This window comes from Pseudomonas sp. ASL4, assembly GCF_056680395.1.
Genome location: NZ_CM155280.1, coordinates 891,888 through 912,510, shown reverse-complemented (window position 1 = coordinate 912,510; position 20,623 = coordinate 891,888). Strand labels below are relative to the sequence as shown.

Genomic DNA, 20,623 nt, shown 5'->3' with positions numbered 1-20,623 from the left:
ATTCGTCCTTTATCGCGCGGCCAAGGCCTGGGCGTTTCGTTTGGCCCGGGCCAGGCATTCCTTGCAGACTGGCGGTGGCGGCATCGGTGTCGGTGCATTGCCGATTGCTTGGGGCGGCACGTCGCCAGCGATGTCGGCGTCGGCGGCGCCCGGCAAAACGGGAGGCTTAATCCCAATCCCCGTGCCCGATCCCGCCGACCCACCCGCATTAATCTTGATCACCGGCCCAACAACGGTTATGCCACCCGCATCCAGCTTGATAAAGCTCCCCCCGGCCTTAACCGTAAGCTCCATCCCAGCCTCAATAACAATCTTCGCCCCAGCCTTCAGATGTATCTCTTTCCCCACACTCGTCAGTTGCGCAGTCCCCAGCTTCACATGCTGGTTCTGCCCAATCGTCAGGTGGTCATCCATCCGCGTCTCAGTCTTGCGATCCGCAATCGTGGTGCGATGTTCTTCAGCCTTCAGCTCGGTGTAGGTGTTCTTCTCCACCGTGTCGTGGCGTTCATTGCCGACGCGGATCTTCTGGTCGTGCTCAATGTTTTCATCCCAATCCCGTTGGGCATGGATGAAGATCTGTTCCGCACCTTTCTTGTCTTCGATCCGCAGTTCGTTGTACCCGCCGCCACCCGGTGAGCTGAGGGTTTTGAAAACCGTGCGGGTTTTGTTGGCCGGCAGCTCGTAGGGAACCTGGTTTTCCTTGTGGTACAGGCAACCGGTTACCAGCGGTTGGTCGGGGTCGCCTTCGAGGAAGGTGACGAGAACTTCCATGCCGATGCGCGGGATGGCGATGGCACCGTAGCGGTCGCCGGCCCAAGAGCTGGAGACGCGCATCCAGCAGCTGGTTTTGTCATCGGCCAGGCCTTCGCGGTCCCAGTGGAATTGGACTTTGATGCGGCCGTACTGGTCGCAGTGGATTTCTTCACCTTTGGGGCCGGTGACCATGGCGGTTTGGCTGCCGAGGACGCGGGGTTTCGGGTGTTCGAGGGCTGGGCGGTAGAACACGTTCCATGGCGTGGCGAGGAAGCGGTTGCGGTAGCCCTGGTGGAAGTCGTCTTTGTTGTCGGTGGTGTCGCTGGTCACTGACTCTTCGAGGACTTGGGGTTGTTTGCCTTCGTGGAAGATTTCGGTGAGCAGCCAGAGGTCGTTCCACTCGGTGCGCGGGTGGTCGGAGATTTCCAGGAAGTGGCCGCTGTTGAGCGTGGTCTGGTCGCCCCAGCCTTCGGCTTGCTGGTAGTCGGCGCGGTGGCGTTCGAGCGCGCGTTGGCTGAGGAATTTGCCGCGCGCGCGGTCGATGAAGCGGCCGGGGTAGTCGTAGTCTTCCAGGTCCGGTTCGGTGCTTTCGCCATCGGGCTTATATGCCGCTTCGAGTTGCAGGCGTGGTTTTTCGAAGTCGTAGTCTCGGCGGGTCGTGCGGCCGGTGCGGGTTTCCAGGCGTAGTTTGAAGCCCTTGATCACCGGTTCATCCGCAACCAAGCCGCTGCCTTGCACATAAGCGGTCGGCTGGCCGAGTTTCGGGAACACGGTCTGGTCGTCGCCGAACACCAGCAAATGCCCTTTGGGCGTGTGCTGGAAGTGGTAGTGAATGCCTTCTTCTTCACACAGGCGCTGGACGAAATGCAGGTCGGTTTCGTCGTACTGCACGCAGTAATCGCGGTCCGGGCACGGCACGCTCAACTGGAATTTGTACGCGTTGCCCTTGATGCCGTGTTCGTCGAGGATCAGCGCGATGATTTTCGGTGCCGACATCTGCTGGTAGATGCGTTGGTTGGTGCGGTGATGCAGGTATTGCAGTTGCGGCACCAGGGAGATTTTGTAGCGGGTCAGGCGTTTGCCGGCATCGCCTTGGGCGACGCGGTAGATCTGGCCGTGGACGCCGCTGCCCTGTGGGTCGAGCGCGAGGAACGCCTGTTTGTGCAGGAGTTTTTCCAGGTCCAGGTCCGGGTTTTCGCTGACCAGTTCCAGGTCAAAGCGGTACGGCTGGCTGATGCCTTCGGTGCCGGTGAACGCCAGCACTTGCAGGTCGCCCACGTAGTCTTCAACGGTGAGGCTGAAGTGCGTTTCGTTAGCGGGGTTGAACATGGCTAGCTCCCTGTTCGGTAGTCATCCGTTACGCCCGCAGTCGCAGGCGTTGCAGCAAAGACGAAGTGGCGCCCATGGCGTCACGCAATTGGGCAGCGCTGATCGTGCGATCCGCCGCGTTGAAGGTCAGCGCTGCGCGCAGGGCTGGCCAGCAGTGTTTCGGTAGATTCTTGGGGGCGTGCAGCTCGCGCTCCAGGTGCTCGTCCCGGGCCTGGGTCGAGGGCAAGCGACGGAACGGGTGTTTGCCACCGGCCAATTCGTAGAGCACGCACGCCACGCCGTAGACGTCGGCGCTGGCGGTCAGCGGCAGGCCTTCGAGCAATTCCGGGGCGGCGTAGCCGGGGGTCCAGGCGTTGAAGCGGCTGCGGCTCAAGTGCGGCAGGCCGGGCAAGATGCCCTCTTCTGCCTGGCCGAGGCCGAAGTCGAACAGGCGCACGCCTTCTTCGCTGAGCATGACGTTGCTCGGTTTCATGTCACCGTGCAGCACGCCGCGAGCGTGGGCGTAGGCCAGCGCGTCGAGCAGCGGCAGCGCGATGTCGCGCAGTTCTTTCCACGGCATGCCTTGGGGCCGCTCGCAGAGTAATTTGTCCAGGGTCAGCCCACGCATGAGTTCCATGGTGATGAAGGCGCGCTGGCAGTCGGTGTCGACTTCAAAGGTGTGAAAGCGCAGCACGTTGTCGTGGCGCAGGCGTCGGGTCAGGGCGAACTCGCTGTAGAGCAAGGCACTGGCGTCCGGCGATTCGGCAAATTCTTCGCTGAGGATTTTCAGCGCAATGTAAGGGTCGGGATCGCCGAACTGTTCGTTCAGCAGGTCCCGGGCACGGTAAACCGCGCCCATGCCACCGGCACCGAGCAGGCGCTCGATGCGGTAACGGCCTGCGAGCACGTCGGGCAATTCGCCGACGCTGGCCCGGGTCGGCGCCAGCGCAGGTGAAGCCTGATTGGGCTTGGCGAACGCAAAGTAGGTCAGGTTGTTGTCCTGCTCTTCGCTCACCAGCAGGTCGTCGAGCGGTGGCATGAGTTCAGTCATTGGCGAATTACCACGGCAGTCAGGTTGTCCCGTGCCGAGCCACGCAGAGCGCCGTCGAACAGACGCTCCAGCGCAACGTGCGGCGCGGTCAGGCTCAGGGCGTTGCCCAAGGCATCGCTGCTGAGCCCTTGGTACAAACCGTCGCTGCACAACAGGAACGTATCGCCGGGGTAAACCTCGAGTTCGAGCACGTCCAGCGTCAGCACATCGGCTGCCCCGACCGCACGGGTCAAGGCATGGGCCGAAGGATGGGCGCGGGCGTCTTCGACGCTCATGTTTTGCTCGTCGATCAGTTGCTGTTGCAGCGAATGATCCTTGGACAGCTGATACAACCGCTGGCCACGCCACAGGTAGCAACGGCTGTCGCCGGCCCAGATGCAGGCCGCGCGACTGCCTTCTACCAGCAGCGCCACCACGGTGCTGCCCATGATGCTGTCGTGGCGCCCGGCAGTGACGGTCAACTCCTGACCCAAGCGGCGATTGATCCAGTGCAAGCACTGGCGAATGCCTTTGAGTCGTTCGTCGAAGTCGTCCTGCACCGGCAATTCCGCCAGGCTGGCGACGATCAACTGGCTGGCGATGTCGCCACCCTGATGACCGCCCATGCCGTCCGCGACCACCCACAGCCCCTGCTGTGGAGAGTCGAGAAAGGCATCTTCGTTGCGCGCCCGAACCTTGCCCGGATCGGTACGCGCAGCGCTGCGCCAGGGACTGGCAACCAGCATCAGAGTTGCACCGGCATACGGAAGGTGCGCAGCACGCCCATGTCGAACGGGTTCGGCGTGCGTTGGCTCGACAGCAAGTAGTTGGCGCGCAGGCCACCCACGTCAGCCTTGAGCACCAGCACGTCGCGACCGCTCAGGTACTCGGTCTGCATCAGGTCGAACAGACGGAACAGCGACCATGGGCCGGTGTTCTTTTCGATACCGATTGGGCGGCCAGCCATTTTGTCGAGGACCAGGCTGGTACGACCGTCTTCAGCATCGGTCGGCCATTTAAAGGACACCGGCACGATCGGGCCGTGACGGTATTCAATGGTCTTGTCGCCAAACTTGAACTCGGAACGGCTGACGGCCGGGTCGAGGGTGTACGGCTCGAGTTTGAACTGCACTTGCGGCTCGGCCGGGTTCTCGGCGAAGAAGCTCTGGCGAATGGTTTGTGCCGCGGCCATTTGGTCGAGGTAAACCTTGGAGATCGGCAGGCTGTGACCGTCGACGCTGCGCATGCGGTAGTTACCCGGATCGCCGCTGACGAATGGACGCATGTAGGTGTCGAAGAAGCGATCGACGATACCCTGGGCCTTGAAGAACTCGCGGAAGTCGCTGATTGCCACGTCACTGGTGCTGTGGGCGCTGAACGGATAACGCTTGTTGATCGCCTTGCCATAGAAGCCGTACAGCTCGCTCTGGTAGCGCTGGTTCAAGTACGCGTAGGAATCGTTGAGCACCAGACGCCAGGTGTCTTCGGCCAACACGTTGAACCAGACACTGACCGGACGCGGCAAGCGGTTGGACGCATTGCGCAGGTTGCTCAGCGCATCACGCTGGCCGCCCATGCGGGTCTTGGCCATTTCGAACGCCGCTTGTTCCGGCGAACTGGCGCGGGCCAGGCTCGCGACTTGCAATTGCAGGTCGTTGAGCGCGGTCAGTGCCGGGGTCAGGTCAGCGGCCGGGCCGTTGTTGTCATCCAGCAAACGGTGCAGCGGTTCGAAGCGACGTTGCAGGGATTTCTTCGCGGTGTCCGGCAGGTTCTTGGCTGCGGCCATGTCCGACGCTTTGTCCGCGGCAGCCGCCGCCAGTTTGCCGAGTTTGCCCAACTTGCCTTTCTGGTCGGCCAGTGCGCCAGCAGCATCAGCCGCTTGATCAGCCGGTTCGGCGTCTGCCGGGAACCGGGTGTTCTCGCGCACTTCCACCAGCAGTTGCAGCACGGGGGAGTTGGCCGAAGTCAGGCCCGCCAGTTGCTCGGCGCCTTCGCTGAAGTCGCTGATCGCCGGCAATGCAACCTGGCCCACGGCTTCGCTCCAGAAGTTGGCGTAGTCGCGGAAGTACAGTTGCTCCAGTTCGACCATCAGGCGACGCAAGTCCATGCCGCTGATGCCCGAGCCTTCGCCCAGTACCCAGTTGTCACGCAGGATATCGCTGACCAGCGTAGCGCCCTGGACCGAGAAGTACTGCTGATAACCCTGTTGGGTGTAGAACCCCGGGATCACGTAATCGGTGCCGACAAACAGCGAACCCTGTGGGCCCAGGTGTTGGCTCAAACGATAGTCCGGCAGGTTGCGGGCCTGCTCACGGAGCATCCGGTAAACCACGTTGGCCAGGGACTCGCTACGCAAGACCTGACGTGCCTGGGCCACCAGTTGATCATTCAGCGGGTAGACAAACGGCTGCTGGAGCAAACGCTCGAAGTGGGTGTTCAAGCCATTCTGCACGGCGGTGTTGCCGGCGTAGCGCTGGGACCACTCGGTGGCAACCCAATCCTTGAGCCAACCCGCATCGCGGCGATCCTTCATGTTCAGCATCAGGTACGCACGCAGGCTGTTGAGCAAGCGTTCGCGGTCCTGCATGTTGGCGCGGATCTGCCCTTCCAGCAGCGTCGCGACCCGTGGCAACAGTTGCGCTTCGAGCTCACGCTCGTAGGCAGCCTTGACCACCGGGTTGGTGTCTTCGCCCTGGTACAGACCGCCGCGCTCGTGGTAACCCACGTCACCTTTTTTCGGGAAGACCAGGGTCGCCGCGTAGCTGGTGTCGAGGGTCTTGAGCACGCCCATGGAATCATCACGGGCGGTCAATGCCGAGCGCGATTGGGTCCAGTTTTGAGCCAGGGAACGCAGGTTTTCCAGACGCTCATAGTTGGCAGAGAAACCGCCCGCCCACAGCAGACCGAACAGGCCCAGTGCCGCCAATGCGCCCACGTACAAGGCACGCTGGCCCCAGTGGATGCGGCTGCGTTCGCGCTTGTCCAGACCGGCCAGATCGGCCTCCGGGAAAATTACGCGGCTGAGCAAATGGTGGATGAAACGCGAACGGCCGCTGCGCAGGGTTGGCAGCATGCCGGCGTTCATGCCCAGATTGGCGCCGATGCCGGCGGTGGTCTGGTCCATCTCTTGAGTCAGGTGCGGTGCGCTGGTCAGGTAGAAACCGCGCAACTGGCTGACACGCTGGTAGCGGTTGCCGGTGAACGCCATGTCGACGAACAGGCACAGGCGCTCGCCGATCTGCCCCAGTTGATGCGGGAAGTCGAGGATGCGGCCACGGCGCTGGGTGTCGCGCTCCTGGTGCATGCGCATGATCACTTGGCTGTTCAGGCGACGCAGCAGCTCTTCGAACTCGGCGCGCAGGACGGCGACGTCGGTGCCGCTCTGCTCTTTGCGGAAGCTGGTGCCGAGTACCTGATCGCTTTCTTCGCGGGTCAGTTGATCGAAGAACTCGTCGAACCCGAGCAGGCGATCAGCCTTGCTCAATACCAGGTAAATCGGCACGTCGACGTGCAGCTTTTGATGCACGTCCTGCAAGCGGGCACGGACCTGACGCGCGAGGGTGTCGAGGTCTTGCTCGCTGCCACCGAGCAGGGTTTCCACTGGAATGGTTACCAGCACGCCGTTCAACGGACGGTTACGACGACGCTTGCGCAGCAGGTCGAGCAAGGTGCTCCAGGCGCTGCCATCGACTTCGGCATCCGGCTGGGTCAGGTAACGGCCAGCGGTGTCGATCAACACGCCGTGGTCGGCGAAGTACCAGTCGCAATGACGGGTGCCGAGGGTGTCACGGGTCAGTTTGCGGTCGATCTTGTTGATCGGAAACTCAAGGCCCGAGAAGTCCAGCAAACTGGTCTTGCCGCTGCCCTGTGGACCGATCAGCAAGTACCAAGGCAAATCACTGCGCCAGCGCTCGCTGCGACCGCGATACAGGCTCGAGGTCTTGAGGGTTTTCAGCGCGTCTTTGAAACGCACTTTCAACTCTTTCTGCTCTTCGTCGATCAGCTCTTCACGGCGGATACGATCCTGGCCGTCTTCGGTGTCTTCGACAGCCTTTTTACGCACACCGGCGCGCCAGCTGACGAAGACCATGGTCAGGCCCCAGATCAGGAACAGCACACTGATGGTCAGCAGGCGGGAGGTCGAACCTTCCCAGAACTTGTAGTCATCGACGGCCAGCAGCGGCCCGACGAACCACACCAGCAGCGCGACGAACAGCACCACCAGCAGGGTCCAGACCCAGGTCTTGCGCAAGAATGCGCCGACTTTCTTGAAAAACTTTTTCATCACACGTCCCTGTTTACGGCTTCGACAGCGGCTGGACCGCGGCCGGATCTAGCTGCTGATAAGGTTGCAGAACGGTTTCGCGTTGCTCGCCCAGTACCCAGGCAAAACCCGAATACATCACCACCAGGCAGACCACGGTGAACAGCACCACCATCCACGCCGGCACGATGCGCACCAGGCTGCGGCGTTGATCGTTCAAGCCTTCCCAATGGGGCGACAGCTCACGTGGCACGTCGCCGCGCAGTTGGCGAATCTGGCGATACAAAGCGTCGCGTATGCCTTCGAGCTCGAGCATGCCGCGAGCTTGCACGCGGTACTTGCCTTCGAAGCCCAGGGACAGGCACAGGTACATCAGTTCCAGCATCGGCAGGTGCTTGACCGGGTTTTTCGACAGGCGATCCAGCAGCTGGAAGAACTTCTCGCCGCCGAAGGTTTCGTTGTGGAAGCTGCTGAGCAGGCTCATCTGCGACCATTCACTTTCGTTGCCCCACGGTGTGGTCACGACGGCTTCGTCGACCACGGTGCAGAGCACGTAACGGGCGGCCATCACCTGGCTGCTTTCGGCGCCGTTGTGCAGCGCGCGCACTTCAAACAGCTTCAGCGCAGAGGTCAGTCGCTCGTTGAGCGCGTACATGTCTTCGCGGGTGTCGCTGTGCTTGAGGCGCACCACTTCCGACAGCAGATCGGACGCGGCGGCCACCAGCGAGTTGAGGCTGATGTTGAACGCTTCGGCCGGGCGCAGGCGCGCGGCGTAGATCATCCGTTCTTCCAACTGCTCGAAACGCGGCGGAGCAGCGAAGTCAGTCAGCGGACTCGAAGCAGGGCCGTGGCCCTGGCGGTCGAGCAGGACGGTTTTATCGTCCTGGTTATGTTCCATGTCCTTAATCATATCGATCAGTTCCTGATGGCCCAGAATTTCAGTTCAAGCTCGGCAAATTCGCCGGACACGTGGAACGCGAAGCCGCCGGAGCGCTCGAGTTGCGCCAGGTCTTCGGAACTGAGTTCGAGGATGAAATAGGTTTTGTTGGAGTGGAACGCGATCTGCCGCGGGGCCACCGGCAACGGTTTGACCTTGATGCCTGGCAGATGCAGGTTGACCAGTTGGCGAATACGCTCCACCGGGCCGACCTTGAGGTGCGCCGGCAAGCGATGGCGCAGTTCTTCGGAATCGCAGTTGGCACTGGCTGCCAGCACGAACGACGCCGAGCCCAGCAGTTTGTGGTCGTGCAACGGCGAAACGATGATCCCGTACTGACGCGCTTGCAGCACCAGTTCGATGGCGTGCTGTTCGAGCACCATCGACAGCACCTGACGAATCGCTTCCATCAGCTTGCGGAAGCTCGCGCCCTGGTCGCTGTGCTGGTAACGGCTGTCCAGGCGCGGGCGTTTGCTGTCGCTGGAGAAGGTCGCCAGATCACCGAGCATGGTCAGCAGCGTGCGGTACAACTCTTCCGGGTGAACTTGCTCCAGGCCCAAATAGTGGCGCAGCAGCAGTTCGGTGCGGTTGATCAGTTGCAGCATCATGAAGTCGCCGACTTCCGCGCCACCGACCTTGCCGTTGGAGCGGATCCGGTCGGCGATGGTGTCGCCCCGGTGGCCGAGCATGCTGATGACTTCTTTGAGGCACGACAGCAAGTAGCTGGAGGAATGCGCCTGAATGTAGGTCGGCACAAAGTCCGGGTCGAGGCTGATCACGCCGTCGGGCGTGGTGTCGAGCACTTCGCAGATCTTCAGCTTCACGTAGGCCTGGTCGCTCTGCTGCTCGCCAAGCAACAGCTTGAAATCCGGGCGGGCGCAACTGACTTGGCTGGCAGAGTCGTCGCCGGCGTTGGAGTCGGCCACTTCCGCGTCATACGCGGTGTAGCGCGCCAGCACATCGGATTGCTCCGGGCGACGGGACTCAATGTGGTTGCCGGTGACCAGCGGCAGCGCCAGGTAGATCGGCGTGTTGCCGGTGTTCGGCGGCACGTCCAGGGCCAACGGTTCGGTGTTGCCACCCAGTTCGAACAGGCTGCCGTCCGGCAGAATCCCCGAGGCCTGGCTGATCACCAGTTTGCCCATGTTGAGGAACTGCAAGTCGATGTCCAGGTTCAGGAAGCCCCAGGTGTAGCTGCCCAACAACTGGGTGCGGGTCTTCATCTGGTGGTCGTAGTAACGATCGTTGTGCTGGAAGTGCTGCGGCCGCAGCAGCATGCCTTCCTGCCAAATGACTTTATGGGAGTTCATGATCAGTCAACCGCCTTGGCGAGCGTTTCATTGGTGTTGCGGATGCCGGACTGGTCGAGGGTCAGATCAGCCTCGGTGAGGGCCACCGGGGTGATTTGCACCGTGTAGCGCCATTTGGTTTCCGGCAGGTCGCGATAGGCGGCGAGCACGCCAACGTAGCGGCTGCCCTCTTCCACGCTGAGCTTGAGCTCGACGGTTTCGCCCGGACGCAGTTCCAGCTCTTCGGTGGCGACCATGTCCGGGGCCAGGGATTCCTTGGCGCGCTCGTACAGGCTGAAGAAGTCCGCGTTCTCGAAGGCCACCGGGTGCTTGAGTTCAAACAGGCGCACGACGATTGGCGACGGACGACCGTTAAGGTCCGGGTTCAACTGATCGCTGGCGGTCAGCTTCAGGTTGAGTTTGGTCACAGTGGAATACGGCGACAGCGACGAGCAGCCGGCCAGCAGCACCAGGGCAGCCAGCGCTGTCAGCGTCTTGAAAAAAGCGGTCGAGCAGCGAGACATGCGCATCATCCTTGGTGGTCGGTGTGAAGGGTGGAAATCAGGCGGATCTGTTCTTCGTAGGCCTGGGCGAAGTCGCGGGCCAGCAGGCGCTCGCTCCAGTCATCGTCCTGACGCAGGGCCTGGTGATAACGCCCGTAAGCTCTCCAGCGGCTGCCGGAAGTGGCCAGGATCGGTTTGTTGTCGCGTTCAAAACGCAAGGTCAACTGCTCGGGCGAGAAGTGCTCCAGCGTGCCGCGAACCGCTGCTCGGCTGGCGGTCAGCAAGGCCACCTGGTGCGCTTGCAAATCGCGGAACGAACGGGAGATCGCTTGCTCGGCCGGCAACTGGCCCGGCTTGTTCGGCTGCAACAAAATGCCCAGCGCTTCACCGGCATCAACGGCGAATTTAAGCGGGTTTTTGTTGTTGCCCTGGACGATGGTCTGGGCCAGGCGCAGTTCGTTTTTCAACTCGCTGCGGGTACGCAGGCTCTGCTGCAAACCACCAACGCTTTGCTTGAGCAGGCGCGCGGCGTTCAGGGCCAGGGCTTCGCGGGCATCATGGTCGAGGCCTTTGAGGTCCACGCCCAGCGCTGCACCAAAGTGCTCCCAGAAACCGTCGCTCTGACGCTCGACCGCTTTCGGCGCCGGGGCTGGCGCGGGTTCGGCCGGGGCGTCGATCAGCTCCGGGACCATCAGGCTTTCCATGTCGATACGCGCGTAGTCGGCGCGTTGACGAGTATCTTCGGGCGCGTTGCGCGGGGAGATCAGTTCGTCGATTTCCGAGTACACGCGCTCTTGCTGATCGAGGGCGTTCAGCGGGTCGAGGTCGAGGAACGCATCATCAGGAATGATGCTGCCCGCCGCCTGCGGACGGCCGACTTCCACGTCGAAGGTCGCCGGGTCGCGGACCAGCCGCGCACGGATCTCGAAATCACCCAGCACGTAGACACTGCCGTGCTCGATGCGCATGGCTTCGCCCTTGCGCAAGCGCGCGCCGCTTTCGCTGTCCTGGATACCGTTGCTGCTGGTATCGGTCAGGTAAAACGTGCCTTCGCGGTAGCTGATCAACGCGTGATGGTTGGACAGGTGACGCTTGCGGTCCGGAATGATCCAGTCGCAATCCTCACCCCGACCAATCACGCCGCCGGCCTGTTTGAAGGTCTTCTGGCACAAATCCGTGGGCACGAATTGCTTGGTGTTCAGCATTTCGAAAACCAGTTCCATGATGATGCTCCTTGCGGTCACTTGCCGCGATTGACCGCCTGCGGATCACCCAATGGGCGATAGGTGTTGTCGTTGAATTTGTAATTGCCGCTACAGCCGCCGAGGCCGCATAGAACGACGAGGGTCAGCAGGACGGCTTGCCAGTGACGAACAGACATCAGAGGGTCTCCAGGGGTAGACAAAGTACAAAGCGCCGACCCTTTCGGGCGGCGCTGTTGGAAGCGAATGAGGTGGATTGGGAGGCTCTAGCCAATGGCTTTAAGCCGAACACCTGTATTGAGGTGACCCTTTGTGGCGAGGGGGCTTGCCCCCGTTGGGTCGCGAAGCGGCCCCAAAACTGACTACCCAGTTTATTCAGGCAAACTGCATTTACTGGATGGCGACTGCTGCGCAGCCGAACGGGGGTAAACCCCCTCGCCACAGGGAATCCGCTCACCACAAGGAGCGCGTTCAACGCAGGAATGGCCGTTGGGTTAACCATCGAAATCACCCAAATTGATATTCAGGCGCCCGAGGCGGTAGAGCAACGTGCGGCGTGGCAGCCCTAATTCGCGGGCGGCGAGGGTCTGGTTGCCGTCGTTTTTTCGCAGGCAATCGAGCAGCAGACTGCGTTCAACCTGCTCCAGACGTTCGCGCAGGTTCAAGCCGCTGTTGTCTTCCGGCATCGCTTCCATGCGCAGGGAAAAATGCTCGGCCAGCAACTCGCCGCCCTCGCACAGCAGCACGGCCCTTTCGACCAGACCTTTGAGTTCGCGCACGTTGCCCGGAAAGGCGTAGCCGGACAGGTGATCCAGCGCCGCCTCGGACCAACGCACCGCGTCCCGTTGCAAGAACGAGCAAGCCTTGTCGGCGAAGTGCCGGGCCAGGTCGAGAATGTCGCCTTCGCGATGACGCAAGGCCGGTAACTCGATAGGGAATTGCGCGAGGCGATAGTACAAGTCCTCGCGGAATTTGCCTTCGCTGACCAGCACCGCCAAATCCCGGTGAGTCGCAGCAATGATGCGCACGTCGATCTTGTGAGTGTCGTTGGAACCCAACGGGCGGATTTCGCCTTCCTGCAACACGCGCAACAACTTGGCTTGCAGGGACAACGGCATGTCGCCGATTTCATCGAGCAGCAAGGTGCCGCCATTGGCCGCATCGAACAGACCGGCGCGGTCACGATCAGCACCGGTGAACGCGCCTTTGCGGTAGCCGAACAGTTCACTTTCCAGCAGGTTCTCAGGGAACGCCGCGCAGTTCTGCACGATGAACGCCTGGGAACGGCGCGGCCCGCAATCGTGAATCGCCCGGGCAACGACTTCCTTGCCAGTGCCGGTTTCACCGCGCAGCAGCACGGTGTATGGGCTGTGCAGGACTTTGCTGATCAGCGAATAGGTCTGGCGCATGGCCGCACTTTTGCCGATCAAGCCGTAGCCGCTGATGCTCGGAACGCTGACCGGGCTCGGCAGCACTTCATTCATGGGCCGGCGCAAACGTTGCAACAGGTGCAGTTGCCCCAGCACGAACGAACCGAGTTGCCCGAGAGAATCGGCAAAGCCGTGCAGGTCGATGTCCCGGTGACTGGCGCACAGCAGCAGACCTTCAACGGCCTTCTGCTGATTAACCAAAGGCACGCACAGCAACGACTGCCATGGCGTGGCCTGGTTCGGCAGGAACGAGGTTTCGTGCAGGCTGCCGCTCAATTCACTGAGGCAGACCACGCGGTTCTGGCACAGGGCGAATTGCAATAATTGCTCACCGTTGTAATCCGCCGACAAGCTCGCCGACTCCCGGGGTTGCAGACTGCCGTTGAGGCACTCGGCATTCATCCCCAGGCACGTGTGAGTCGCGTCCAGCAGGTACAACTGGGTCAACTCGCAACCGCTGAGCTCGGCCAAACCGCGCACGAAGTCACCCAGCAACGCAGCACCGTCCGCCGCCCGCGACAGGCTGGCGAACTGCGCCAGCAAGGCTTCGGCATAGACCAGTGGTTGCGGCACTCGAGTGAACATCACACCCACCTCAGGCGAACTCGCAGATCACGCTGGCGTTGCCGTCGAGCGTTGCGTGAACGCGCTTGAGGCTTTCGCCGGTGGCCATCGCGTCGAGCAAGCGGTCGGCCACCAGCGGCAGCACGTGCAGGTCCAGCAAGTGGTCGATCAGGCGCGCGCCGCTGTCGCTTTGGGTGCAGCGTTCGGCCAAGTGATCGACGAGGTTCTGGCAGTACGAGAAGTCGAGCTGACGACGGTTCAGGCGCTCGCCCAAACGGCCGAGTTTTATTTCGATCAGCTCGCGCAGCACCGGGCCACCCACCGGGTAGTAAGGCACCACACGCATCCGCGCCAGCAGCGCCGGTTTGAAGTGCTTGCTCAGCACCGGGCGAATGGTTTCTTCGAGCACTTCAGCCGATGGCCGTGCACCGTTTTCGCAGAGTTCGGCGATGCGGTCGCTGCCCAGGTTCGAAGTCATCAGGATCAACGTGTTGCGGAAGTCGATCTCGCGCCCTTCCCCGTCGTTGGCCACGCCTTTATCGAAGATTTGGTAGAACAGGTTGAGCACGTCCGGATCGGCTTTTTCGACTTCATCGAGCAAGACCACCGAGTACGGTTTCTGCCGCACGGCTTCGGTGAGCATGCCGCCCTCGCCGTAACCAACGTAGCCTGGCGGTGCACCGATCAGGCGCGACACGGTGTGCTTCTCCTGGAATTCGGACATGTTGATAGTGGTGATGAAACGATCACCGCCGTACAACAAGTCCGCGAGGGCCAGCGCGGTTTCGGTCTTGCCGACGCCACTCGGGCCGACCAGCAGGAACACGCCAACCGGTGCATCAGGTTTGTTCAGGCCGGCGGCGGTGGCGCGCATCGAGCGATCCAGCGCGTGAACCGCTTGTTCCTGACCCCGGATGCGGGTGCGCAGGTCGGTGGCGAAGCTCGCAACCTTGGCGTTGTGCTCACGAGCCAGTTGCGCCAATGGCACACCGGTCCAGGCGCTGATCACTTCGGCTACCAGACGCGGGCACACTTCGAAGCTCACCAGCCGCTCTTTGACTTGCAACTCGGTCAGGGCTTTGTGCGTTTCGTTGAGTGCGGCTTCCAGGGTTTCAACGCTTTGCGCTTCATCCACCGGCACTTCGAGGGTTTCAATCACGGTGCCTTCGGCGTCTTCTTCTACCGTGACGGTTGGTTCGACAGCGGCAGCCTCACGAGCCTTGGCCAGTTGCTGACGCAGGTCCAGCAGGCGCTCGGCGAGTTCTTTCTGTTCGGTCCACAGCGCTTCCAGCGCGACCATTTCGTCTTCAGCTTCGGCCAAACGATCTTCCAAAGCGTCCAGCGCTTCGTGATCGATCAACAGACCAGCCTCGGCATCACGACGCAGGGCCTGACGCTGACGGCCACCTTCAGCCAGTTCGCCACGCAGGCGTTCCAGGCTTTCCGGGGCAGCGGCGAGGCTGATGCGGACGCGGGCGCAGGCGGTGTCGAGTACGTCGACAGCTTTGTCCGGCAGTTGACGGCCAGCGAGGTAGCGCGCCGACAATTCGGCCGCGGCGACCACTGCGTCATCGCGCAGGTAGATGCCATGGCTCTTCTCGTAGACCTGAGCCAGGCCACGGAGGATGGTCACCGCTTCGCTGACGGTCGGTTCGTGCAGTTGCACTGGTTGGAAACGACGGGCCAGGGCCGGGTCTTTTTCGAAGTATTTCTTGTACTCCGCCCAAGTGGTCGCAGCGATGGTGCGCAACTCGCCACGGGCCAGGGCTGGCTTGAGCAGGTTGGCCGCGTCGGAACCGCCGGCATTGCCGCCCGCGCCGATCAAGGTGTGGGCTTCATCGATGAACAGGATGATCGGTTTTGGCGACGCTTTGACTTCGTCGATCACGCCTTTGAGGCGACGTTCGAATTCACCTTTGACGCTGGCGCCAGCCTGCAACAGGCCCATGTCCAGCGACAGCAATTCGACGCCTTTCAGTACTTGCGGCACTTCACCGGCAGCGATGCGCGAGGCCAGGCCTTCGACGATGGCGGTTTTACCGACGCCGGCTTCACCGACCACGATCGGGTTGTTTTTGCGGCGACGGGCGAGGATGTCGACCATCTGGCGAATCGCGCCATCGCGGCACAGCACCGGGTCGAGTTTGCCGTCACGAGCCTGCTGAGTCAGGTTGTGGGTGAAGCGCTGCAACAGCGATTCACCCGGCACAGCCGGTTTGCCGGTGGCCGGTTGTTCTTTCTGGGACAGGGCGAATTCTTTCAGGCGCTCGATGTTCAGCTTGGCCAGCAATGACTGGTAGCGACTGCCGGCGTAGCGCATCGGGTTGCGCAGCAGCGCGAGGATCAGCGCGGCTTGCTCGACCTGGCTCTGACCCAGTTCAAGGTTGGCCACCAACAAGGCGTCTTGCAGCCATTGCACCAGTTCCGGGGCGAACACCGGGTTGCGCGAAGCGCTGTGCTCAACCCGCGATTGCAGCGCGGCGCTCAGTTCACCGGCATCTACTTCGGCATCTTGCAGCGCGCGTGCGAGCAAGCCTTGCGGGCGCTCCAGCAAGCCCAGCAGCAGGTCTTCGACGAGGATTTTGCTACCGCCACGGGCGACGCAACGTTCGGCCGAACTTTCCAGGTCACGACGGGTTTCGGCGTCCAGCGCCTGAATCAGTTGTTGCAGGTCTACGTTGATCATGGGTCATCTGTCCTTAATGAATTTTGCTGCCGAGGGTCACCACGCCGTCCGCTTTTTCGCGGCCGAGCCAACTGGTCCACCCCAGGCGACAGGCGTTCTGCTCACCGATTCGCAGTTCGCGGATTTCTTCCTGGCGCAGGACCAGGCGAATGTCGTAATCGAGCGGGTCACGCAGGGTGAACCGCACCAGCGCGCACAGCGGCTGGTAGCCGAAACCGATCGGCAGGAATTCGTGAAAGCGCAACCAGTCAAGCTCGCGGATGTGAATCCGGAACTTGCCGCTGCGGTCGCGAACGTGTTCGCCCATCACCAGGTCTTCGCCGAGCATGCTGTTGGCGCGACCGAGGCGATTGCGCTGCTCCTCGAGAATTTCCACGCGACGCTCGATGCACTGCTCGATGGTCAGTTCGGCGTGTTTGAAGTAGTAACGCAGCACCGCTTCGATCAGCGCTGCCGAGTGCGCCCGCAAGCTGAGCAAGCCGAGGTACGGCAACAAGCGTTTCCAGTTCAGTTCCTGAGCACGGCGGATCTCTTCACCACCCAGGCCGATCAGCGCAAACAGCTGCGAGGAAAACGGGTCGAGGGCGCCGCTCTGGAAGCTCGCGCGGTAGCGGTACTTCTGCCAGATCGGCAGCATCAGCCGTTGCAGGCGATGGTGAAACAGGTCGAGGAAGTTGCGGGTCGGGTTGCCGTCTTCGCTGTCGCCCAGGGCTTGTTCGCCGTAGAACGCCGGCAGCGGCGAGCCCGAGCCGACCAGGCCAATCAGGTTGAAACGCAGGCGCGCGCGCAGGTGGCCGTGCTCGGTGAAAAACTCCACGCGATCAACGTCACTGCCAGGGAAACCCAGGCTCGGGTTGGCCTGGAATTCCAGCTGGTCGTACAAATCGTCTTGGCTCAGGTGCGGGTGGGCCTCGCGCAGCCGGTCAACCACCAGCAGCACGGCCTGAAACAGCGAGTACTCGCGTATTCCTCGGGTCAGCCCGCTTAAAGCAGCGGCTGAAGGCCCATACGTGGTGTCCATTGGTACACCTCTCCCTGTGTGCTTTTTACCCGCAGCTCGTGGTACGAATTGAGACTGGCGTAAAGCGCGAAAAACTCGTTAAGAACAGAAGCGAAAACGAACAGGTCGCCCTCGCCGATATACCCTTCCGGGTCGATGGTCAGCTCGGTGCGCAACCCGCGTACCGGCAGCCCTCGGTGCAGTCGATCGACGTGTTGGTGCTTGATCGACTTGAGCCCGCCCAGCAGGCGTTTGCTGACTTTTTCAGCGTGTTGGTCGTAGTAGCGCGGCAGGTCGTAGGTTTCGAGAATCACCTTCAACGCATTGACGTCGGCCAGGGACAGATAGTTAAGCGACATGTTGCTGATCAGCTTCCAGAGGAAGTCACGGTTCAGCGGCGGCGCATAGCTCGGGGTAGCCGGGGTGATATTGCGGAAACTCAGGAACTCCGGCGTCTCTTCGCAGGCCTGGCTGATGTCGCCGAGCTTGAGCTTGCGCGGCAGGTTCTGGTTGGTGCACATCAGCTCGATCGACAGGGTTTCGTGGGCTTCGGTGTGGCGGATGCCGAAGCTCAGATACGTGTCGAGGCCGTCGTGCAACGAGGATGAACGCTGGCGAATGCTGTAGTGCGGACGGCTGTTGGGCACGTCGAAACTCGGGTCGTGCTCGAAGGATTCGAACGGCACGTACTCCTGATAACCGAGGCCACCGGGCTTCCAGCCGGTAACGGTTTCCACGGAGAACACGCCACAGTTTTCCAGGTCGAATTCGGCCGGCAACAACAGGTATTCGTCTTGCTTGCCGTCGAGACGAATCGGCAACGCGTCGTGCTTGAACAGGTTGACGATCGGCGTGCAATACAGCTTCACGTTGTCCAGGGTCGGACGCAGGCGCTGGATGCCGCTTTTACGAATATCGAAGCGCAACTCCAGGCCGCGCACTTGCTTGAGGGTGTCTTCCGGCAGCGCCTTGAGCAGGTCCAGACCGTTGATATCGACGAACAGAAATTTGTCCTGGAAGGCGAAATACTCTTGCAGGTAGCGATAGCCGCGGAAGGTGTTCAGCGGATACGGGATCAACGCTTCTTCTTCGGCAAAACCCACCGGCTGCACGCGGTCGCCCGGCATCTTGAATGCCATCGGCGTGCCGTTGGCGCCGTTGATGGGCTTGCCGGCACCGTCCAGCGGGATCAGTTCGATCCCTTCCAGGTTGCGCAGCAGGCTCAGGTAAAGCATCTGGCTGATGTAGCGCTCGCCGGCGAAGTGCAGGCGCAAGCGGCTCAGCTCCAGTTCGCCGAGGTGACCGTCAGCACTCATCTCCAGACGCAAGCTCAACAACGAACCGTCGCCCTTCACCGAGTACGTCAGCGCAGCCAGGTCCAGCGGCAAGACTTCGGTCGGGTAGCAGGTGCGGAAGCGGCAACGCACGTCATCGATCGGCACGCTTTCCACTGGCGTGTCACGCTCAACCATCAGCGCAGGACCCGAACGTTTCAGCGGGTCAAACTGCAAAATGCTGAACGCCGGCAGCGGCCGCATGTAGTTGGGCCACAGCAGGTGCATCAGCGAATGGCTGAGCTCCGGCAGCTCGTCATCAAGCTTCTGGCGCAGGCGCCCGGTCAGGAAAGCGAAGCCCTCAAGCAACCGCTCCACGTCCGGATCCCGCCCGGCCTGACCCAGGAAAGGCGCCAACGCCGGGCTACGCTCGGCGAATCGACGACCTAACTGGCGAAGTGCGGTGAGTTCGCTTTGGTAGTAGTGGTTAAAGGACACGGGTTACCTGCCTGGTATGAAATCTCATGAAAAAACTGTCCTGTAGAGCGCGACTGTCAGACCGGAAACCACGTAGCCGGCGATGAGCAGGTACGGTAAAAAAGCCAGCCAACCCACCATCATCGAGAACGCACCAAGGTTCCCCAGCAGCAAAAGCGCCAGTCCGCCGATCAACCATGGCGCGGCGTAAAACGGAATGAACGTCAGCGGCGCATACCAGATTTTCTTCAGGATCTGGCGCTCGGTTAATGTGCTCAGCGCTCGCGTAGCCCACGTGGCAAATGCGAGATAGGACGGGATGCCGAACCAGAGAACGTAGATCGTCAGGAATTGCTTCCAGTCGGATACAGACGAGTACCCATCTGCCCGATCGAGAATCATCAGAACCACGAGCACGACAATCGGCACCCAGAGGGCGGCCATCAGAAAGATGCGGCGACCAAGAGTGATCATGCCGGGCGCACCGAGGAGTAACAGGTGCCGGCGACTTCTATCGCGACCAGTGAAATCAGGACCATTAACGTCAGCCCGCGATGTAGCCGCGACTGGCGCAGCCGTTGACTGATGGCAGAGATCACCAGCAGCAGGCTCACGATCGCGAGGCCGCCGAACAGGTCACTGTCAGCTACGTACATCAGGTAGCCGCGCATCTCTTCCGATACGTCAATCATGGGCAAAAGACTCCATCCTTGAGTGTCCAGCTGCGCCGAGAGCTATCGCGCTCATGTTTGACGCCAAGCAGGGCGTAGCGCATGTCGTCAGCACTGACAAGGCGCGTGCGTTCAGATCCTTTGACGGTCAGGGAGTAGTTGCAACTGACTTGTACATCGACGTCTTCGCCATAAGACAGGTAGCTGGCGACTGCGACCCGCTCGCCCGGAGCGACGGTGCGCGCTGCCATCGGCGGTAACCAATTGGTGGCGTTCTGTGGTTCGACCTGCAGCGGCACGCCGCAGGTATTCACCAAGTCGATTTCGTTGATGTACTTGAGTTGAGTCGTGCAACCGGCCAGTAACAGGCAATCCACTGCCAACACAGACGCTATGAATGGACGAAGGTTCATTGGTGTGCCCCTCCTTTGTCTGGAGTCATGGGCAGGTACGAATCGACAGAGAGAAATTCGCCATCGGCGCTGTTGACCCGCGCCATCGTCAACGGTTTTCCATCAGGGGTCTGAAACCGCACCCAGCCCTCGCTTTGGATATCTCCGCTCTCGTATCGAACCTGCACGAAGTAATCCGGCGGATTGGATTGGCTGATCTCGATGAAGTAGCCGCCATCCTCTGCGCCACGCCATACCCCATCGGGGTGACCGGGCAGCACCGGCGTTGAAGGGTTGGAGGGACGCAGCGAGATGAACAGCGTCACCAGCGCGATGATCGCCAACACACCGATGGCGCTCAGCACGTGATTGAGCCATTTCCAAACCCCCATCCAACGCGTCATGTCGCGCACCAGGTGCGAACATCGCGCTTGTCGAAGCCTGCACACTGATTGCGCTTGGCGATTGACCGATAAGGCTCGTCGGGGGTGTAGACGAAGTAGTAATAGCGGTGCGCGTCCTCGCCATAGAGCCAGTAGTTACTTGAGCCCTGGTTGATTTCGTAGGGTTCGAAGGTCCAGATCGACGATTCACGCGGGATGAAACTCACCCGGTCCGTCAGCAACATCAGGGCGTTGGAGAATGCCGGCGTCACCCAGGCCAGAGCCACCGCGAAAACCGAAACAGCCACAGCGAGTCCTTTGATCAGAGGATGTCTGAACGGTGCGCGAAGGGACGAAGTAAGTCGGCGGTGGTGGTAAAAGGACATTTCTAGCTGCCTGGTATTGGATTCGTGTGTGTGTTCGCTTGTTTCGTGTCTACCGATCGCTGGTGCTGAGCCTG

The 20,623-nt window shown here is 61.3% G+C and carries 18 protein-coding genes; all 18 read right to left on the bottom strand.

Annotated features, from left to right (window positions below; genetic code table 11):
* Positions 1 to 9: 9 nt before the first annotated feature.
* Complete coding sequence (locus AC1MEW_RS03945) at positions 10 to 2,082, bottom strand: type VI secretion system Vgr family protein (RefSeq protein ID WP_480425458.1); 2,073 nt, start codon at positions 2,080 to 2,082, stop codon at positions 10 to 12.
* A 28-nt stretch (positions 2,083 to 2,110) separates the two neighbouring features.
* Entirely contained in the window at positions 2,111 to 3,112 is a 1,002-nt protein-coding gene (locus AC1MEW_RS03940; protein WP_480425457.1) for a serine/threonine-protein kinase, read from the bottom strand.
* Positions 3,109 to 3,837 carry a PP2C family protein-serine/threonine phosphatase gene (locus AC1MEW_RS03935; protein WP_201198987.1) on the bottom strand — a complete coding sequence of 243 codons (729 nt, stop codon included), beginning with the start codon at positions 3,835 to 3,837 and terminating at the stop codon, positions 3,109 to 3,111. Before AC1MEW_RS03935 ends, AC1MEW_RS03940 begins: the two co-directional genes overlap by 4 nt.
* Positions 3,837 to 7,376: a type VI secretion system membrane subunit TssM gene (gene tssM, locus AC1MEW_RS03930; RefSeq protein ID WP_480425455.1), complete on the bottom strand. Its 3,540-nt coding sequence runs from the start codon at positions 7,374 to 7,376 to the stop codon at positions 3,837 to 3,839. Before tssM ends, AC1MEW_RS03935 begins: the two co-directional genes overlap by 1 nt.
* Positions 7,377 to 7,389: 13 nt before the next feature.
* Positions 7,390 to 8,265, bottom strand: a complete 876-nt coding sequence (gene icmH / locus AC1MEW_RS03925; RefSeq protein ID WP_201199003.1) for a type IVB secretion system protein IcmH/DotU — start codon at positions 8,263 to 8,265, stop codon at positions 7,390 to 7,392.
* Positions 8,266 to 8,270: 5 nt separating this feature from the next.
* Positions 8,271 to 9,602 carry a type VI secretion system baseplate subunit TssK gene (tssK, locus tag AC1MEW_RS03920; RefSeq protein WP_201190514.1) on the bottom strand — a complete coding sequence of 444 codons (1,332 nt, stop codon included), beginning with the start codon at positions 9,600 to 9,602 and terminating at the stop codon, positions 8,271 to 8,273.
* A 2-nt stretch (positions 9,603 to 9,604) separates the two neighbouring features.
* Positions 9,605 to 10,105: a type VI secretion system lipoprotein TssJ gene (gene tssJ, locus AC1MEW_RS03915; RefSeq protein WP_201199011.1), complete on the bottom strand. Its 501-nt coding sequence runs from the start codon at positions 10,103 to 10,105 to the stop codon at positions 9,605 to 9,607.
* A gap of 5 nt (positions 10,106 to 10,110) precedes the next feature.
* Positions 10,111 to 11,307: a type VI secretion system-associated FHA domain protein TagH gene (tagH, locus tag AC1MEW_RS03910; RefSeq protein ID WP_480425454.1), complete on the bottom strand. Its 1,197-nt coding sequence runs from the start codon at positions 11,305 to 11,307 to the stop codon at positions 10,111 to 10,113.
* A 17-nt stretch (positions 11,308 to 11,324) separates the two neighbouring features.
* Positions 11,325 to 11,465, bottom strand: coding sequence for a hypothetical protein (locus tag AC1MEW_RS03905; protein ID WP_008030659.1), 141 nt, complete (start codon positions 11,463 to 11,465; stop codon positions 11,325 to 11,327).
* Between the two features lie 315 nt (positions 11,466 to 11,780).
* Complete coding sequence (locus AC1MEW_RS03900) at positions 11,781 to 13,301, bottom strand: sigma-54 interaction domain-containing protein (protein ID WP_480425453.1); 1,521 nt, start codon at positions 13,299 to 13,301, stop codon at positions 11,781 to 11,783.
* 10 nt (positions 13,302 to 13,311) lie between these two features.
* Positions 13,312 to 15,966 carry a type VI secretion system ATPase TssH gene (tssH, locus tag AC1MEW_RS03895; protein ID WP_201199029.1) on the bottom strand — a complete coding sequence of 885 codons (2,655 nt, stop codon included), beginning with the start codon at positions 15,964 to 15,966 and terminating at the stop codon, positions 13,312 to 13,314.
* A 13-nt stretch (positions 15,967 to 15,979) separates the two neighbouring features.
* Positions 15,980 to 16,987 (bottom strand): type VI secretion system baseplate subunit TssG, encoded by a 1,008-nt coding sequence (gene tssG / locus AC1MEW_RS03890; RefSeq protein WP_201199038.1) that lies wholly within the window; start codon positions 16,985 to 16,987, stop codon positions 15,980 to 15,982.
* Positions 16,951 to 18,738 carry a type VI secretion system baseplate subunit TssF gene (tssF, locus tag AC1MEW_RS03885; RefSeq protein ID WP_322269997.1) on the bottom strand — a complete coding sequence of 596 codons (1,788 nt, stop codon included), beginning with the start codon at positions 18,736 to 18,738 and terminating at the stop codon, positions 16,951 to 16,953. The genes tssG and tssF overlap by 37 nt, the downstream gene beginning before the upstream one ends.
* A 24-nt stretch (positions 18,739 to 18,762) precedes the next feature.
* Positions 18,763 to 19,191: a hypothetical protein gene (locus AC1MEW_RS03880; protein ID WP_242486225.1), complete on the bottom strand. Its 429-nt coding sequence runs from the start codon at positions 19,189 to 19,191 to the stop codon at positions 18,763 to 18,765.
* Positions 19,188 to 19,409, bottom strand: a complete 222-nt coding sequence (locus AC1MEW_RS03875) for a hypothetical protein (RefSeq protein WP_201255083.1) — start codon at positions 19,407 to 19,409, stop codon at positions 19,188 to 19,190. Before AC1MEW_RS03875 ends, AC1MEW_RS03880 begins: the two co-directional genes overlap by 4 nt.
* The gene (locus AC1MEW_RS03870) at positions 19,406 to 19,801 is read right to left on the bottom strand and encodes a hypothetical protein (protein ID WP_201255082.1); all 396 of its coding nucleotides are present in this window, start codon (positions 19,799 to 19,801) and stop codon (positions 19,406 to 19,408) included. Before AC1MEW_RS03870 ends, AC1MEW_RS03875 begins: the two co-directional genes overlap by 4 nt.
* On the bottom strand, positions 19,798 to 20,184 hold the full coding sequence (locus tag AC1MEW_RS03865; protein ID WP_201255081.1) for a hypothetical protein: 387 nt from the start codon (positions 20,182 to 20,184) through the stop codon (positions 19,798 to 19,800). The genes AC1MEW_RS03870 and AC1MEW_RS03865 overlap by 4 nt, the downstream gene beginning before the upstream one ends.
* Positions 20,181 to 20,471: a hypothetical protein gene (locus AC1MEW_RS03860; RefSeq protein ID WP_347340435.1), complete on the bottom strand. Its 291-nt coding sequence runs from the start codon at positions 20,469 to 20,471 to the stop codon at positions 20,181 to 20,183. Before AC1MEW_RS03860 ends, AC1MEW_RS03865 begins: the two co-directional genes overlap by 4 nt.
* Positions 20,472 to 20,623 lie beyond the last annotated feature (152 nt).